Origin of the sequence: Bacillus sp. DTU_2020_1000418_1_SI_GHA_SEK_038 (assembly GCF_032341175.1) — a bacterium.
GTDB lineage: Bacteria > Bacillota > Bacilli > Bacillales > Cytobacillaceae > Cytobacillus.
The window spans coordinates 2,237,961-2,254,385 of record NZ_CP135435.1; the positions used below are offsets into that span (position 1 = coordinate 2,237,961).

Genomic DNA, 16,425 nt, shown 5'->3' on the forward strand with positions numbered 1-16,425 from the left:
TTTCCTATTTATGCAAAAGATAAAAAGATGGCAGGGTTATGAAACAACAAAGAAAAACCCCGATGAAAATCGGGGCTCTTCTAGAAAGTATTAACTTGATTTCTTTCCAAGGTATGCTTCAACTACACGAGGGTCCTCTAAAAGATCAGAGGCCTTGCCGCTGATGATGATTTTCCCGGTTTCCATGACATACCCATAGTCAGCAATTTTCAATGCTTGCTTGGCATTTTGTTCAACAAGCAGAACAGTAGTTCCCTCGTCTTTAATTTCTTTAATAATTTTAAATATATCCGCTACAATTAATGGAGCAAGGCCCATCGAAGGCTCATCAAGGAGAAGCAGCTTAGGCCGTGAAAGTAAGGCGCGTGCGATCGCAAGCATTTGCTGCTGCCCGCCGGAAAGTGTTCCGCCTAGCTGGTCCTTTCTTTCTCGTAAAATCGGAAAATGATCCATCACATTTTCGATATCCTTGGTGATTTCATTATCCTTTCGCTGATAAGCGCCCATTTCTAGGTTTTCCATTACAGACATGCTGCCAAGAATGGCTCTGCCTTCAGGAACAAGGGATATTCCTTTTTGTAGGAGCTGGTCAGGTCTTAACCCAGTCACATCCTCACTCAAAAACTCAATTTTTCCAGATTGAGGCTTTAATAACCCGGCAATAGTTTTCATTGTCGTTGTTTTCCCTGCTCCGTTTGCTCCGAGCAATGTAACAATTTTCCCCTGCTCTACTTCTAAATTAATGCCCTTTAAAGCTTGGATTTTTCCATAAAACGTCTCAATATTAGTCACTTTAAGCACTTTCTTCATCCTCCTCTGATCCGAGGTAGGCTTCGATAACTGCTTCATTATTTTGTATTTCTAGCGGTGTCCCCTCAGCTAGTTTTTTTCCAAAATTCAAAACCATGATTCGATCGCAAAGCTTCATAACAAGCGGCATATCATGTTCGATAATTAGAACAGTTATTCCCATTGCTTGAACCTTTTTAATTAAATCGAAAAGGCTGGCTGTTTCAGTTTCATTCATTCCAGCAGCTGGTTCATCGAGCAGCAATAGCTTTGGATTACTGGCTAAGGCTCGGGCAATTTCAAGTCTTCTTTGTTGACCATAAGCTAGATTTTCTGCCTCAGACTCCATTTCATCTGTTAATCCAACTAAATCGAGCAATTCTTTAGCTTTTTCCCGCAGTTGCCTTTCCTCACTTTTCTGGGACTTTGTTCGCAATACACTGCTAAAAACTCCAGATTTGATCCGGCAATGTCCGCCGACCATTACATTTTCTAAAGCAGTCATTTGTGGAAAAAGACGGATATTTTGAAACGTTCGACAAATTCCTTTTTCTGTTATTAAATGAGGCTTTATACCAGTGATCGTGTAGCCAGAAAAGGTAATTTCCCCAGAAGTTGGAGGAAAAAGGTTCGTAATCATATTAAACATGGTTGTCTTTCCTGCTCCGTTTGGACCTATTAAGCCAAATATTTCGCCTTCCTTTACAGAGAAGGTGACATCCGTTAATGCTGAAATCCCGCCAAAATTCTTAGAGATGTTTTTGATTTCCAGAACCATGTTCAACCCCCCTTTTTGGCCGTTTTAGCTTTTGGAACCAATGTAAAACATTATTATCAATAATTCCTTGAGGACGGAATGCCATCATCAAAATTAATATTAGCCCATAAATCATGTAGCGATATTCACTAATAAATCTCAAAACCTCTGGCATTAGGGTCATAAAGGTAGCTCCAAAAATGGCTCCTACAATTACTTCGCTTCCGCCAAACACAGCAAAAATTAGAATTTCAACGGCACGGTGGTATGAAAAATCCGCCGGGCTAATATAGGCCATAACGTGTGCAAATAATGCCCCGGCAAATCCTGATATAACTGCACCTTGAACAAAAGCCAAAACCTTATAATAAGTAATATTAATACCCATAGACTCTGCAGCTTTTTCATCCATTTTTATAGAAGCAAATGCACGTCCAACTCTAGAATGATTTTGTCTAATAATAAACCAGACTACGAGAATATTAATAATTAATAGAATGACAAATACAACTAAGAACACAAATTGATTATTCTTTAAGCCTATAACTGCGGGGTCAAATCCAGCATCTTTTAATACTCTGAAAACTTCCCGTCCAATTTGTGGGATTCCTGAGATCCCTACTGCTCCTTTTGTTACGGATTCCCAGTTAACAAAGAATACGCGAATAACTTCCCCAAATCCCAGGGTTGCAATTGCTAGATATACTCCTTGAAGACGCAGTGATGGAATTCCTACTATTAGTCCTAATAAACCGGCAACTATTGCCCCTGCAATGACTCCGATGAAAATCGGAACATCAAAATTTAATGTCAGCAATGCAGAAGTATAAGCGCCAATCCCCATAAAGCCAGCATTCCCAAGAGATAACTGTCCTGATGAAAGAGTGACATAGATGCTTAGGCCGAGAATAATATTAATTAGGATAAAGGAACCTACTTGTAAATAATATGGATTTAATAATTCTCCTAGCATTACGTCACCTCCCTGCTGCTGTAGTCTTTTGGCCAAACAAGCCTTGAGGCCTTAGTAATAAGATAAAGATGATCGTAATAAATGCGATTGCATCACGATAGCCAGAATCTCCATACGCAACAACTAAAGTTTCAGATAGTCCGAGCAATAGCCCACCAGCCATTGCACCTTTTACATTTCCCATTCCGCCTAAAATGATGATCGCAAGACCCTTTAAGCCCATTGATAATCCCATTTGGGGATTGACAGAGTTAAAGGCCATTCCAACAAGGATTCCTGCAATTCCACCCATAGCAGAAGCAATAACGACCGTCATAATGATAATTCTTTTCGTATTAACGCCAAGTATACTGGCAGTCTCAATATTTTCTGCTGTTGCCCGAAGAGCTTTTCCAGCTTTAGTTTTTAATAGCCAGTAAGATAACACCATCATCAATATAACAGAAATAACAAAAATCAAAATTTGGACTAAATAAATGGTAATTGAGCCGATTTGAAAGTTAATTTCGGAAAAGGCATTTTTGAAAGGATGATTTCCCGCACCAAAAAGGTGATGGGATAAATTCTCTAGTAAAATAGATGCTCCGATCGTACTAATTAAAGGGGCAAGGTGAGAAACACCTTGCTTACCCCTTAATGGACGCAGAGCAAATCGTTCAAGCATATATCCGAGAATAGTTGTTACAATAATCGCAGCTAAAAATGCTACCCATATAGGCAATCCTAATGTACTTGTAACAATTACTCCGATAAAGGCTCCAAACATAAAAATTTCGCCATGTGCCATATTTATGATGCCTAAAACACCAAAAACAAGTGTAAAACCTAGGGCGACGATGGCATAGATGCTTCCCAATGTAATTCCGTTAATAAGCTGCTCTAGTAGCAAAACATCTCACCCTTTGCTTCGGTAATTATTCAAAGATTTTGAATTTTTTATCGTCAATGATTAATACAGTCGGTTCCATGACAACGTCACCGTCTTGGTCAAATGAGAACTTTCCTAAAATACCTTCCAAGTCTTTAATCTCAAGAAGGGCGTCTTTTAGCTTATCGCGATCAGCTTCTCCAGCATTTTTAAGTGCCTCTGCCATAATGTAAAGAGCGTCATACGCTTGTGCAGCAAATTGGTCAGGCTTCTTTTTGTATTCTGCTTCGAACTTTTCGTTAAAACCTTTTACTTTCGGATCGTCTTTTTCCCCGAACCATGGAGTTGCTACGATAAGTCCATTAGAAGCATCGCCAGCAATCTCAATAACCTGTGGAGAGTTAAAGCCATTACCGCCTACAAAAGGAACATCAATTCCCATTTTTCTCGCTTGGTCCATGATAACAGCACCTTCATTATAAAGCGCTGAAGCTAAGATTAAGTCAGGATTTTGTCCTTTTATTTTAGTTAATTGTGCGTTGTAGTCAGCTTGTCCTTTTTGGAACGTTTCAATTGTTGTAATTTCAAGTCCCATGTCTTTGGCTACTTTTTCCATTGTGTCAAAGCCTGATTTTGTGAACACATCGTCGTTTCCGTAAAGAATGGCAACTTTTTTCGCATCATATTTATCTACAGCCTTTTGAATAGAAGCTGGAATTGCTAGTGCTTCTGGAATCGAGTTTCTGAAAACATATTCACCAATTTGCGGAATTCCTTCTGCTGTAGTTGAAGTACCCATAATCGGTATACCATTTAGATCGGCTTCAGGACCTACAACATTCATTTCTGTACTTAAAGTTGGTCCTAATAGTGCAACAATGTTATCATCACTCATTAGCTTTTGTGCAGCCGATAATGCTTGTTCTTGTTTACCTGCAGAATCTTCAATAACTAAATCAATTTTAACTTCGCCTTTTTCGTTAATTTCTTTTTGAGCCAATTTGAATCCGCTTGTAATCGCTTCTCCATAAGCAGCACCAGGTCCTGTCATATAGGAAATAACGCCAATTTTTGCTTCGATAGGACCTCCATCTTTAGAAGGATTACTATCTCCTGCTGTGTCTGTGCTTTTGCCGCTGCATGCTGATAATAAAACTAGCATGAGTACGGCCATTGCTAGAAAAGGTTTTCTAATTGCTTTTCTCATTTTTTCATTGCCCCCTATTATCTGAAAATATTAAAAACATATCTCTATTAAATACCACTTCACTGACATTGTAAATGTTTTTTTTGAATTATTAGAAAATGAAAGCGTTTTTATTTTAAAATAATATTTTTACATAAAAGAAAGGTGATTCTATCATATAGAATCACCTTTTGATCGAACAATTTATTATTAATGTGTAGTATTATTAGGCATTCCATTCGTTTGTGCCGGTGCATAAGCATTTATCATTTGCTGCATATCCTGTGCAGCTAGCTGCGGTACTTGATAATAATGATGTTTATTCTGATAAATTGAAAGTTCATATGCCATTTCTATGCAATTTGGTACCGAATCTGCTAAAACACGGCGGACAACTGGATTTGTCACCTCGAGGGCAGCCATAGTTTTTGAACCAGCCATAGCTTTAATGGAACCGAGCATTAAACCCGAAATACATGCATCTGTTAATTCGGATGCCGCATTTATTGGTTTTTTCGGCTGAGTTGGCTTCAATCCATAAATAAAATCGTTATCTTGTGTCATCTTGTAGCTCTTTGTTGGCACTGCTGGATCTTGTCCAGTTTTAAAGCAATCAACGGTTGTATTGTATTCCTGTGTAATAAACTGATATTGTCTATCAAGAATACTTGCTAGTTCTTGATCTTTTACTAGGGGACGTAATAGAGTGAATTGGTCTAAAACACCAATCGTCCCAGATAATACCTCATGGACATCAAATACCTCATGTCCCCCATGATTCATTTGTTGATTAACCATGCCCGTATGCATATTTTGATGCATTTGACCTTGTTGCTGATTTTGATTTTGGTTTTGCATTTGCATTCAAATTCCTCCCTCATATTAATCAAAATTATTTTGCGACCGAAATTTTTTTTTATTCCTTTTTTGCGAGTTAATTTTGTTTTGCTGGAAATAAATGTACTGTTAATTGGTACTGCCTTATAGAATGTAATTCATTTTCGGATCAATAAATTGATAAAATAAAGCTTAGCTCCCGGATTTTTCATTTGCCGAAAGCTAAGCTTTTAATAATGTGAATAGTTTCGCCGATATTTTCTTTCATGACATTGATCGCAAATTTGGTATTTATGATCCCATGGAAGCTTCCTTCCGCAGCTACGACATTTTTTTGCCATGTTTTTCACATCGGTTCGTAATCTGTCATGTACTTTGTCACTAATTTGCTCCCGGATCCGCTCCCAATAAATGGCTTCGGTTCTTCGATCTAACCGATATAAAAACAATAGATGGAGGCCAATCGCTTTGTATGAAAGCTCTAATTCCTCTAAGTTGCGATTCTTTAAAAGCAGTTCTGGCAGCTCAGCCCCATCAATAATGGCTAACATCGTTTGTTCCCACTGCCAGATTAATTGAGGCTCCTTTTTGGAGAAAGGCAAATGAAGAAAACCATATAGATCCATAATGGACAGTTTTGCTTCTATTTCTGAGCCACGGATCTTTTCATACAACTCTCTTTCTTCTGATAAAGAAGCCTTCTTCGTCCCCTTTGGACTTTCAAATTTATCCCATAATTCAAAAAAAGTTCCGAGATCGCGATAGTAGGTTTGAAACCGGTCAAAAACAGTACTTGTTGGTGCTACAGAAAATGTTTGAATGGGCTTATCCTCGCCAACGAGCAGATCCCACATCTTTTTAATATTAGTAACAAAAGCTACTTTACCTACATCGTAAATCCCTTTTCTTCCTGCTCTCCCGGCAATCTGTTTAACTTCCTGGGATGTAAGGAGCCGTCTTTTCTGTCCATCAAATTTCTCATTTTCCAAGAAAATGACTCTTTTGATTGGGAGATTTAATCCCATTCCGATCGCGTCTGTTGAAACGATAATAGAGGATTCTCCGCTATTAAAACGATGAACTTGTTTTTTCCTAGTTTCAGGTGGCATACTTCCATATATCATGCTTACTGAATGTCCAGAATTTTCTAATCTCGAGGCAGTTTCTAGCACTTTCTTCCTTGAAAAACAAATTAAAGCATCGCCTTTATCAACACGGCTAAATTTAAACTCCCTCTTTTCTACTTCTAATGGGACATCTCGGGTGTATTCGAAAATTTCAATGCTTGAATCACCAAGAAGCTCAAGTAATATTTCTTTTACATTATTGCTGCCAATAATGTGCACTTCATTTGCGTTTGCCTTTGTTATTGCCTTGTACCACGAAAATCCTCGATCCTTATCAGTAATCATCTGTGCTTCGTCAATAACAATACAGTCGAAAAATTCCTTTTCATGAAACATTTCGACTGTACAGGATATATGGCTGGCACCAGCTACAATCTTTTCTTCTTCTCCTGTTTTTAAAGAGCATAGTGTATCTTCCTGATTCAGTTTATCGAATACCTCTAGAGCAAGCAGACGCAGCGGTGCCAAATACAGTCCACTTGAAGCTGCTTTCATTTTTTCTAATGCATGGTGTGTTTTTCCGGTATTCGTTTCTCCGATATGCAGAACAAAACGAATATTTCTTCTAATAGAAGGCTGATATTCTTGTCCGAATATTTCATTGATGATCCGCTTTTCCTCTTCTTTTTTTCTCTCAATTTCCGCTTTTTCTTCCTCTACTCTTCGCTGTAGGCTGGCTAGATCGTCTTGATATATTTCTTCATGCTTAGTTAAATCAAATGGAATTTTTGCCAGCTTAATAAGATCATTAACATATTCCTGTTGCGCAAACTCGATAAAGTGTAAGGCTAATTCTTCACTAGTTTCAGCTAGTATTTCATCTGCAAAGGACTGAATAAATGATCTTGAGAGATTAACCTCTTTATACTGCATTTCACTTATTCCCATATCCATCATTAAATCTTTTAAATAGCTTGCTGTTTTCAGTAAAAATCGATCAAAATAAGTTTCGTATTCAAAATACTGGCGACCCCAATGAGAGGTTTTGTGAATATCCCCAGTTAATTCTTCAAAAAATTCGCTGACATAAGTATAATCAGCAGGATCGAAAACACCGATCATTTTAAGTTTTTCTTCGAGTGCAAAAGTGTCAATCTTTTTATACTTTACTGGGCCTTGAAGGTCTTTTATAAGGTTTAAGGAAATGAAGTGTCTTACATATAAATATAGATTTTCTTCATTTCTTTCAATGAAACGATCGATATCTTGATTGAATTTTTCCTGGAAATTCTGAATTGATTTTTGCAGAAGTCTCTCTTCTTCTTTTTGTAGAAAGTCCTCCCTAGCTTCTTTATATTTATCCTCCCAATTTATTTCTTCCGCTTCCCATTTCTTGTTTAACCATTCAAGCGCATGAAATGGCTTATATGTACGCATTTCAGTTCGGAAGAGATGGTTTATTAATTTCTTGTCTACATTCTCAGTTTCGTAACCTTTCCCTTTTAAATAATCCTTTTTTGTCTGTCTAGACACGCTCCCGGTAGATTTATTTAACCAGACATTTAACCATAATTGATTAATATAGGTGCTTCTTTCTAAAACATAGTCTTCATAAGCTGGCATCTTATCTTTACTGCCCAAATATAATGTTAAATCATTTAATATTTTGGCTTTTGTATTCTCAACAGCATTCCGGTAGGTTAGTTCCAATTGGTTCAATGTTATCCCTCATTTAGTTAGACTTTCCAATTCATTATTGTTATTGTAACACTTCCCATAACAAATCATGAAAAAGGCCAAAATTTTATAAATTTTTTTATTGACAAATAGAGGAAGTGTTCATATAATTTATTTAGAATTAAATTATCTCGAATTCAAGTAAAGTGAATTCGAACGAAAATTAGGAGGAAACTAAAATGACAAATTCAAAATGGGCCCTTGATCCAGCACACAGCAGCGTTGATTTTTCTATCAAGCATATGATGATTGCAAATGTAAAAGGAACTTTTAATCAATTCGATGCAGTGATTGAAGCAGATCCTACGGACTTAACGTCAGCAAACATTCAATTTACAGTTGATCTTGCAAGCATTGATACACGTAATGCTGATCGTGATAACCATCTTCGTTCAGGTGACTTCTTTGATGTGGAAAATCATCCATCTATGACCTTCCAATCTACTAAGATTGTAAATAATGGCGATGGCGAATATGATGTAACTGGCGATTTAACAATTCGAGGAGTAACGAAAACGGAAACGTTTGAGGTTACTTATGAAGGTACAGGTAAAGATCCATGGGGCAACGATAAGGTTGGCTTCACTGTTGAAGGAGCTATTAAGCGCAGTGATTATGGTTTAACTTGGAACTCTGCTCTGGAAACAGGCGGTGTCCTTGTAGGGGATAAGGTGAAAATTTCTTTAGACGTTCAAGCTGCTAAAGCTTAATATAAAAAAGCGGGTCCAAAATGGATCCGCTTTTTTAAATCTATTGTTCCGCTAAAATAACTGCAATCTTATCCTCGATTACTTTCCCCTTTGAACCGTTAACTAAATTATTTAATACGATTGAAAAAATAAGTCTTTCGCCGCTCTTCGTATCCACATAACCAGATAATGAACTGACTGTAGAAATGGAGCCAGTCTTCGCCATTACTTTGTTTTGTGCAACAGAATTAATCATTCGATTTCGAAGTGTTCCTCCAACCATTCGATCAGTCGCCCCTGCAATAGGCAATGATGTCAAATAGCTTTCAAACCATTCCTTGTCTTGAACAGCAAACAAGAGCTTGGAAATTTCATTTGCAGGTATTAAATTCACATGGGAAATACCAGAGCCATCTCTAAGAACGAGTGTGTTTGTGTTAATCCCTAATTTGATTAGCTCCTCTTTCAGCACTTCAAGGCCTTTATCCCAGCTGCCTTCTCCTTTAACAACCTTGCCCATTTCTTTCATTATTGCTTCTGCATGTCCATTATTGCTTAACTTCATAAAAGGAATAAGCAATTCAGATAATGGCATTGATTGGTGACTAACTAATACATTTGATCCCTCAGGTGCGGCTGCTGTTCGCACTTTCCCATTTAATTTTATTCCTTGCTCTAATAATGATTGTTTAAATAAATCAAGTGCATAACCAGAAGGCTCCCATACAGCCATCCATTCTCTCGCTCTGCTTGCTTCTAATGGAATGGTGCCTTCAATAATAATATTATTTGTCCCATGCTGACGTTCTATTGAAATACTTTTCTTCCCGTCTTTTGCAACTGTTTTGGCGTTATTAATAATGTTTACATAATCCGTTTTTGGTTCTAATGTAACAATAGGTTCTACACCTGTATTTTTACCTGGATTTACATCAACGATAACGGTGCCAGCGTCATAATCTTCATTTGGTGAAGCCGTTAGAGCTGAAACTTGAGCTCCATAATAATAGGTTTCATCATTCCAGGTTAAGTCCATAGAATAGCGGATATTATCATACCACGTATCATCAGCAACTAAATCACCATGAATAATACCGATTCCCAAATCTTTAATCTTCCTTGCAAATTGATCGAAATCCGATTTTAATAATGTCGGATCTCCCTTTCCTTTTAGATAGAGATTTCCTTGCAATGTTACCCCTTTTACAGAACCGTCAGTAAGCAGTTCAGTTGCGAATTTGTAGTTTTCCCCTAATGTTGATAGAGCAGCTGCAGCGGTTAGCAGTTTCATATTAGAGGCAGGCTTTAAGCGAATATCTCCAATATGATCATACAGCAACTCCCCTGTCTCGGCTGATCGAACACTTACACCAGCAAGTGCTCCTTTTAAGTCAGGATCATTATTGAGGAGCTGATTAAGTTCCTGAACCAGTGCTCCTCCTTCTTCAGTTGCCTGAACGAAAGGCTTCTCCGGGTTTATTTGAGGAACGAATGCAAGCATAAAAATCAATAAAAGACTAAGACTAAATTTCATTGGTTTTTTCAATGATTTCAACACCTTTCTTCTATCTTATGTATAATAAAATTCTTCTTTGAAAGGTGAATCCCTCTATTTCCAGTATGAGGAAAAAGTAGTGTTTTTCATTCAATATTTTATTGTATTATGCTAAATTGATCAGTATGAAACCCAATCGAATTTCAATAAGTTTTAATAAATGAATATGAAGGAAGAACGATATAGTCTTTTAGATGCAAGGAAAAAGGAATATTTAATATAATTAGAACCTTTATCATATATTATATCAACGGAATAGGAGTCCGCTCAAAATTTTAGCGGACTCCCATTCCGTTATTTACTAAAAATCCCTCTACTTCCAAATGCTTGCGGACACCAGTTCTGTTAATCGATTAAAACCATACAAAATGCACCCTCATGGACCCTATTAACGGCACTAAGTCCGATAAGACTATGAAATGAAGGTTATTTTGTGAAATAGAGGAACCACAGTCCACAAATATCCTCAATCTGACGATTCGATAACTTTAGCCCATCCTTTTTATATTAAATGGTCATAAATTTCTGGTTCATACAAATAACGATTTAGATCAATCGTTCCATTCAGTTTAAATTCTACCCCTTCACTTTTTAAAGAAAGTCTTTGAACTGAATAATGCTCATCATCTTTTAAACCAATTTCCCCTTTTGAATTGATCACCCGATGCCATGGCAGTTGATGTTTTTTACTCATGGAATGCAGTATTCTTACTACTTGCCTTGCCCCTCTCGGACTGCCTGCAAGTTTAGCGATTTGCCCATATGTCATCACTTTTCCAGATGGGATATTTTTAATAATAAGGATAGCTCTTTCCGTAAACGATTCCACTTGTTAATCTCCCTTTGTTAATATTTACAATTTAGATAGGAGCTTAGGCAACTCCGAATAAATTTGGATAATCTCCTCAATTTTCATTCGAACTAATCCGCTGGAAGACGGTGCAACAAAATCAATTATCCCGGGAACAACCGATTCCTCTTGCTTCCCCCAAGGAATGGACTTTTTATTACTAAATTCCTGATAAACTCCTTTGCCGACAAAACAGACAATTTTCGGTTTATAATCATTTATTTTTCTTAAAAGCTCGATTCTTCCAGCTTCATATTCTTCTTTCGTAATTTCATCTGCAGCCTTCGTTGGTCTAGGCACAATATTCGTCATTCCATAACCTAGATCTACTAGTTTATAATCCTCAGTTGCAGCGAATTTTCTTGGGGTCAAACCTGACTCATGAAGTATTTTCCAAAAACGATTATTCGGATTGGCAAAATGATGGCCGGTTTCTGATGAACGGATACTAGGATTAAAGCCAACAAACAATAGATTCAGATCTTCTTGTAAATGATCATTTATTGGGTTCATTTCATACACCTTCCATCATTATTTTTGATTTGATTTATTTCATAAATAATAGCATAGTTCACTCTTGTTATGTAAATAAGGGGATTTGATTTTTAAATAAAGAAAAAGCTTGGAATTAACCAAGCTTTTCAATTCGGTATTAGATTGTACTTAGTAAGTATTTAAATTCTTGTTCAATAATAGATGCCAAATGCTCTGGCACCGTTAAATATATTAAACCATTTCCTTCTAGCTTGGGTGAATAACCTAAAGGAATGGTCCTCCGAATTAATTGTGCAAATAGCTCTGGTTCAGAAAGCTGCCGTTCAAAATGCCGAATCGATATATCTTTAATTAAAGCAAGTGCACCCGAGACATGTGGTGTGGCCATAGACGTACCGCTTAATGTGGCATATTTCCCATTCAAATATGTTGAGAGAATTTCTTCACCCGGTGCTACTAAATCGATTTCATTGTGGGAATTACTAAATTCAGATGATCGGCGCTTTAGATCTATCGCTCCTACGCTAATAACTTCATTATATGATCCAGGGAAAGCAAATTCGTCAGTAGCGTCATCCCCATCTCCCTCATTCCCAGCGGCACAAACAACGAGAATATTATTGTTTACCGCTTTTTTGATGGCCTCATGAAGCTCTGGCACATCATTTGGGCCCCCGAGTGACATTGAAATAATATCAGCTTTTTGCTCAATAGCGTAATGAATGCCCTTAATAATCCAGTCATATTGACCAGATCCATTTTTATTTAAAACTTTTACGATCAACAAGCTTGCTTCTGGTGCTACTCCGATTACTCCATTATTATTCTCCGACGCAGCAATGGTTCCAGCTACATGTGTTCCATGTCCATTGTAATCCATGAAAGAGTCTGGATTCCCTCTATCATCATTTGTAAAATTTCTTCCGCCAATAATACGGTCTTTTAGATCAGGATGGGTTATATCACAGCCCGTATCTAAAACAGCGACAGTAACACCTTTTCCCTTCGAATCTTTCCAAATCTTTGGTGCTTGAATCAATTCAACCCCTTTCGGAATTTCATTTGCCCCATCTGCTAGATTCATCAGTTTAAAAGGAATAACATGAACTAAATGCTCCATTTTCTTTCCCTCCTTAAGGCGCTTCCGCTTTTCATAGAGATTAATTTGAAGCAGGTTCTAGGTGTTAATAACATTTTAATAATTCTGAATTCAATTTGCTAGTTTCATTTGGACTGTTTTTTCATAGATTTTTAGTCATTAATAGGAGCTTCTATCTAGTTAAGAGTGAATTATGTACCCTCTTCATTCCACATGTTTAAAATTAATTTTCTTCGAAGAGCAATAAGTAAAAACCCAATTTCTCATTGTTAGAAGAATTGGGTTTGTTTTTAGATTATAGGTTTAATTACTCTGCTATTTCGTTTAGAGGAGAGTTGCCAATCGTTCCAGTCTGACGGATCTTTACGTCAACCTCTATTGTCACCGGCATCTCCGAAAATTTTTGATTCCATTCTTTCTTAACTTTTTTCCAATAGGCAGGATCAGAGCGGTGGAGTGCTTCTCCAAACCCAAAAACATCTGATTGAAACTCTTTTTGGGTAACTTCTATGGAAGATTGAATGACTTCCTTAAGGGCTTTTTCACCTATTTTTTCTAGATTATAAATAGTTTCGGTTTTTTTTAAGTCGAGGCCACGACATTTAACATCGCCTACATTCCCTTCAACTTGAACCTTTATAGTGCCTTTTGGTTCACCGTTCTTAACCATTGCTTTTAAATCAGCTTTTGTCCGTACCACTTCAATCCCTATTTTTCCTCCTTTTGGACAAGAAATCACGCCAACGCTACTTTTTACTGTTCCTGTAGAGTAATGAAGCCCTCTGCTATCGTCATCATTTAACCAGCCAATTAGTTTATCATTATTAAAAAGCGCCATACCTTGATATTGAAGCTTCGTATTTAAACCCGTTTTCTCTAAATTCTTCATCGTTTCTCCCATTTCCAGATCACCTTTAATGGTAATTCCAGTTAATGCAGGATTAATCCCATCACTCACCATGTCTGCAATTAGTTTGTCTAATGTAACCGTTACACTAGGTGCCCATGCCTTCTCCGATGTCTCAAGAGAAGTGAACATTTTATTTGCTGGGATAGCTTCTAAGTGAGTTAAAATTTTTAAAACATCTCCTGCTTTAGCATCTTTTGCTACAACGATATAAAAATCAGTCCGCAATTCCGGATCCCTTGATAAAAAGTCTAGTGCTTCACCTATCCCCTCTTTTGCTAGTTCTTCCCCAAACACTAACATTCGCTGGTGGGCAAAATATAATTTTCTTGGTGCAACGGTTGTGATTTTCCTAATTGCCTGAAATATTGTTTCTCCTTTTTCTTGATAAACAATCACTGGTGTTTTCCCTCCACCGCCTCCCTTTTTAGCGATTTCCCCTGGATTCACGACTTGTGCTGTTACCAGATATTGGTCATCTGATTTATCAATTCCCAACCCTACCACGATTGCGAGCTCATTTAATTCTCGCCGGTTCCAGCAGCCAGAAACAATGATAACGAGACTAATCAATAGGGTCATAATAAGAATTTTTCTTTTCATCCGTAAGCTCCTTAAGCTTTCATAATAGTTATATAATCTGCGGAACATGGATTTTTTAAGCAAAATTAGCACAAAATATTTTTAAAAGAGTTTCTTGCCATTTTGATTAGAATATTAGTTAAAAAGATTGGAGTCTCATTATGGGGTTTTTCAAACAATTAGCCAAGAAGCAAAAATTCCGCAATTCAACTACTCAAAAAAAGATGCAACAAAACCAGCTCAAAACTAATCAATTAAAGTTGAGCGTAGCTGAAAATATTCAAAAAATAAAAGCAACCCTGGGCAACAGTGATGATATTATCACTCGTGAAATCAGCCTCGGCAAAGAACTGAAAATAAAAGCAGGAATCATTTATACGGATGGATTGATCGATAGTACTGCAAATCAAAATTTCATAATGGAATCTTTAATGTTGGATTTACCGCAAGTCAATATAGACTCACTAGAATTTGAGGATCTTTTTGTTTTTTTTAAAGAAACAGTGCTGGCAGTTGGCGAAATTTCTGATGTATCAGATTATAATAGCCTGTTTGATTTTCTATTATCTGGTCACGTTATTCTCTTATTCGAGGGTTTTTCAAAAGGTTTAGCTGTTGGGATGAAGGGAGGAAAGGAACGCAGTATTACCGAGCCAGTAAATGAAAACTCAATTCGCGGTCCAAGGGAAGCACTGACGGAAAATATTCGAACGAATACCGCATTAATTCGCCGGAAGATAAATAATCAGAACCTTTGGCTTGAGACAAAAAAAATTGGAAAACAGACAAAAACGGCTGTTTCGATCATGTATATAAATGGAATTGCTAATGAAAAAGTTGTGGAAGAAGTAAGGGAACGACTAGATAAAATTAATATTGACAGCATGCTGGAAAGTGCATACATCGAAGAATTAATTCAAGATGAAACGTATACGCCCTTTCCGACTATTTATCATACAGAACGTCCTGATGTCGTGGCAGCCAGCCTATTAGAAGGGCGTGTAGCAATTTTAGTAGATGGAACACCTTATGTGCTGATAGTCCCTGCCTTGTTCGTTCAATTTCTGCATGCTCCTGATGATTATTATAACCGGGCTGATATTGTGACTCTTATACGGATGCTTCGTTTTATTGGGTTTTTTATCGCTCTGTTAGGACCTTCCCTTTATATTGCGATTACAACTTTTCATCAAGAGATGCTGCCAACACCATTATTAATTGGCTTAGCAGCCCAGCGAGAAGGTGTTCCTTTTCCAGCTTTCGTTGAAGCGCTAATGATGGAAGTCACCTTTGAAATATTACGGGAATCAGGCCTGCGATTGCCAAAAGCGATTGGGCAAGCCGTATCAATTGTTGGAACTTTAGTAATTGGTACCGCAGCTGTAGAAGCTGGGATTGTTTCTGCCGCAATGGTCATTGTCGTTTCGATTACAGCGATTTCCAGCTTTATTGTTAGCTCTTATAATTTATCAATTTCAATAAGAATGCTGCGATTTCCTTTCATGGCTTTAGCAGCTTCATTCGGTTTATTCGGATTGATCATTGGATTGATTGCACTTACCCTTCATTTATGCAGCTTAAGATCTTTCGGGATTCCTTACATGTCCCCATTTGGTCCATATATTAAAGAGGATCAAAAGGATGCCATTTTACGCTTTCCGAGATGGGGGTTATTTTCGCGCCCTCGTTTAATCAGTCAGAAAAATATTGAAAGAGATGATACTTCAGCTCCGAAACCTCCGGAAAAAAGTGAATAAATGGGTATTTTATATTATTGAAGGGAGCCTGCCTATGTTAATGGTTATAGGGATTATAGTAATAGCCATTATAATCATTGCTATAGAAGTACCTTATCTTAAAAAAAATAAGTTAAAGAAAGAAGCTTTAGTATTTTCGATTTTGCTGCTAATTGGTATTGGATTAAGCATTGCATATAATTTACATATCCACATTCCAAACCCTTTGCAAGGGCTTGCTGTTATTTTTAAGCCATTTAGCGATTTTGTTAATAGACTGCTGAAATGAAATCTAGGT

The 16,425-nt window shown here is 37.2% G+C and carries 15 protein-coding genes; 3 read left to right on the forward strand and 12 right to left on the reverse strand.

Annotation, left to right across the window (positions count from 1 at the left end):
* Positions 1 to 90: 90 nt before the first annotated feature.
* The 7 genes from RRV45_RS11085 to RRV45_RS11115 form a co-directional block, all read right to left on the reverse strand.
* The gene (locus tag RRV45_RS11085) at positions 91 to 801 is read right to left on the reverse strand and encodes an ABC transporter ATP-binding protein (RefSeq protein ID WP_315664758.1); all 711 of its coding nucleotides are present in this window, start codon (positions 799 to 801) and stop codon (positions 91 to 93) included.
* On the reverse strand, positions 794 to 1,567 hold the full coding sequence (locus RRV45_RS11090) for an ABC transporter ATP-binding protein (RefSeq protein WP_315664759.1): 774 nt from the start codon (positions 1,565 to 1,567) through the stop codon (positions 794 to 796). Before RRV45_RS11090 ends, RRV45_RS11085 begins: the two co-directional genes overlap by 8 nt.
* Positions 1,539 to 2,519: a branched-chain amino acid ABC transporter permease gene (locus RRV45_RS11095; RefSeq protein ID WP_315664760.1), complete on the reverse strand. Its 981-nt coding sequence runs from the start codon at positions 2,517 to 2,519 to the stop codon at positions 1,539 to 1,541. Before RRV45_RS11095 ends, RRV45_RS11090 begins: the two co-directional genes overlap by 29 nt.
* Before the next feature lie 4 nt (positions 2,520 to 2,523).
* Complete coding sequence (locus tag RRV45_RS11100) at positions 2,524 to 3,408, reverse strand: branched-chain amino acid ABC transporter permease (protein ID WP_315664761.1); 885 nt, start codon at positions 3,406 to 3,408, stop codon at positions 2,524 to 2,526.
* A 25-nt stretch (positions 3,409 to 3,433) separates the two neighbouring features.
* A complete protein-coding gene (locus RRV45_RS11105; RefSeq protein WP_315664762.1) occupies positions 3,434 to 4,594 on the reverse strand; it encodes an ABC transporter substrate-binding protein in 1,161 nt (386 codons plus the stop codon).
* 189 nt (positions 4,595 to 4,783) lie between these two features.
* Positions 4,784 to 5,437 (reverse strand): spore coat protein, encoded by a 654-nt coding sequence (locus tag RRV45_RS11110; protein ID WP_410489285.1) that lies wholly within the window; start codon positions 5,435 to 5,437, stop codon positions 4,784 to 4,786.
* Positions 5,438 to 5,640: 203 nt separating this feature from the next.
* Positions 5,641 to 8,196, reverse strand: a complete 2,556-nt coding sequence (locus tag RRV45_RS11115; protein WP_315664763.1) for a DEAD/DEAH box helicase — start codon at positions 8,194 to 8,196, stop codon at positions 5,641 to 5,643.
* A gap of 197 nt (positions 8,197 to 8,393) precedes the next feature.
* Between RRV45_RS11115 and RRV45_RS11120 the strand changes: the two genes are divergently transcribed.
* On the forward strand, positions 8,394 to 8,924 hold the full coding sequence (locus RRV45_RS11120; RefSeq protein ID WP_315664764.1) for a YceI family protein: 531 nt from the start codon (positions 8,394 to 8,396) through the stop codon (positions 8,922 to 8,924).
* A 40-nt stretch (positions 8,925 to 8,964) separates the two neighbouring features.
* On the opposite strand, the gene dacB is transcribed toward RRV45_RS11120, so the two are convergent.
* The 5 genes from dacB to RRV45_RS11145 all read right to left on the reverse strand — a co-directional run bounded on the left by dacB (position 8,965) and on the right by RRV45_RS11145 (position 14,412).
* Positions 8,965 to 10,449 carry a D-alanyl-D-alanine carboxypeptidase/D-alanyl-D-alanine endopeptidase gene (gene dacB / locus RRV45_RS11125; RefSeq protein WP_315664765.1) on the reverse strand — a complete coding sequence of 495 codons (1,485 nt, stop codon included), beginning with the start codon at positions 10,447 to 10,449 and terminating at the stop codon, positions 8,965 to 8,967.
* A gap of 511 nt (positions 10,450 to 10,960) precedes the next feature.
* Positions 10,961 to 11,287, reverse strand: coding sequence for an MGMT family protein (locus RRV45_RS11130; protein WP_315664766.1), 327 nt, complete (start codon positions 11,285 to 11,287; stop codon positions 10,961 to 10,963).
* Between the two features lie 24 nt (positions 11,288 to 11,311).
* Entirely contained in the window at positions 11,312 to 11,821 is a 510-nt protein-coding gene (locus tag RRV45_RS11135) for a mismatch-specific DNA-glycosylase (protein WP_315664767.1), read from the reverse strand.
* Between the two features lie 139 nt (positions 11,822 to 11,960).
* Positions 11,961 to 12,923 (reverse strand): S8 family peptidase, encoded by a 963-nt coding sequence (locus tag RRV45_RS11140; RefSeq protein ID WP_315664768.1) that lies wholly within the window; start codon positions 12,921 to 12,923, stop codon positions 11,961 to 11,963.
* 286 nt (positions 12,924 to 13,209) lie between these two features.
* Positions 13,210 to 14,412 carry a Ger(x)C family spore germination protein gene (locus RRV45_RS11145; protein ID WP_315664769.1) on the reverse strand — a complete coding sequence of 401 codons (1,203 nt, stop codon included), beginning with the start codon at positions 14,410 to 14,412 and terminating at the stop codon, positions 13,210 to 13,212.
* A gap of 140 nt (positions 14,413 to 14,552) precedes the next feature.
* On the opposite strand from RRV45_RS11145, the gene RRV45_RS11150 reads away from it, so the two are divergent.
* Complete coding sequence (locus tag RRV45_RS11150) at positions 14,553 to 16,148, forward strand: spore germination protein (RefSeq protein ID WP_410489286.1); 1,596 nt, start codon at positions 14,553 to 14,555, stop codon at positions 16,146 to 16,148.
* A 34-nt stretch (positions 16,149 to 16,182) separates the two neighbouring features.
* Positions 16,183 to 16,416 carry a hypothetical protein gene (locus RRV45_RS11155; protein ID WP_315664770.1) on the forward strand — a complete coding sequence of 78 codons (234 nt, stop codon included), beginning with the start codon at positions 16,183 to 16,185 and terminating at the stop codon, positions 16,414 to 16,416.
* Positions 16,417 to 16,425 lie beyond the last annotated feature (9 nt).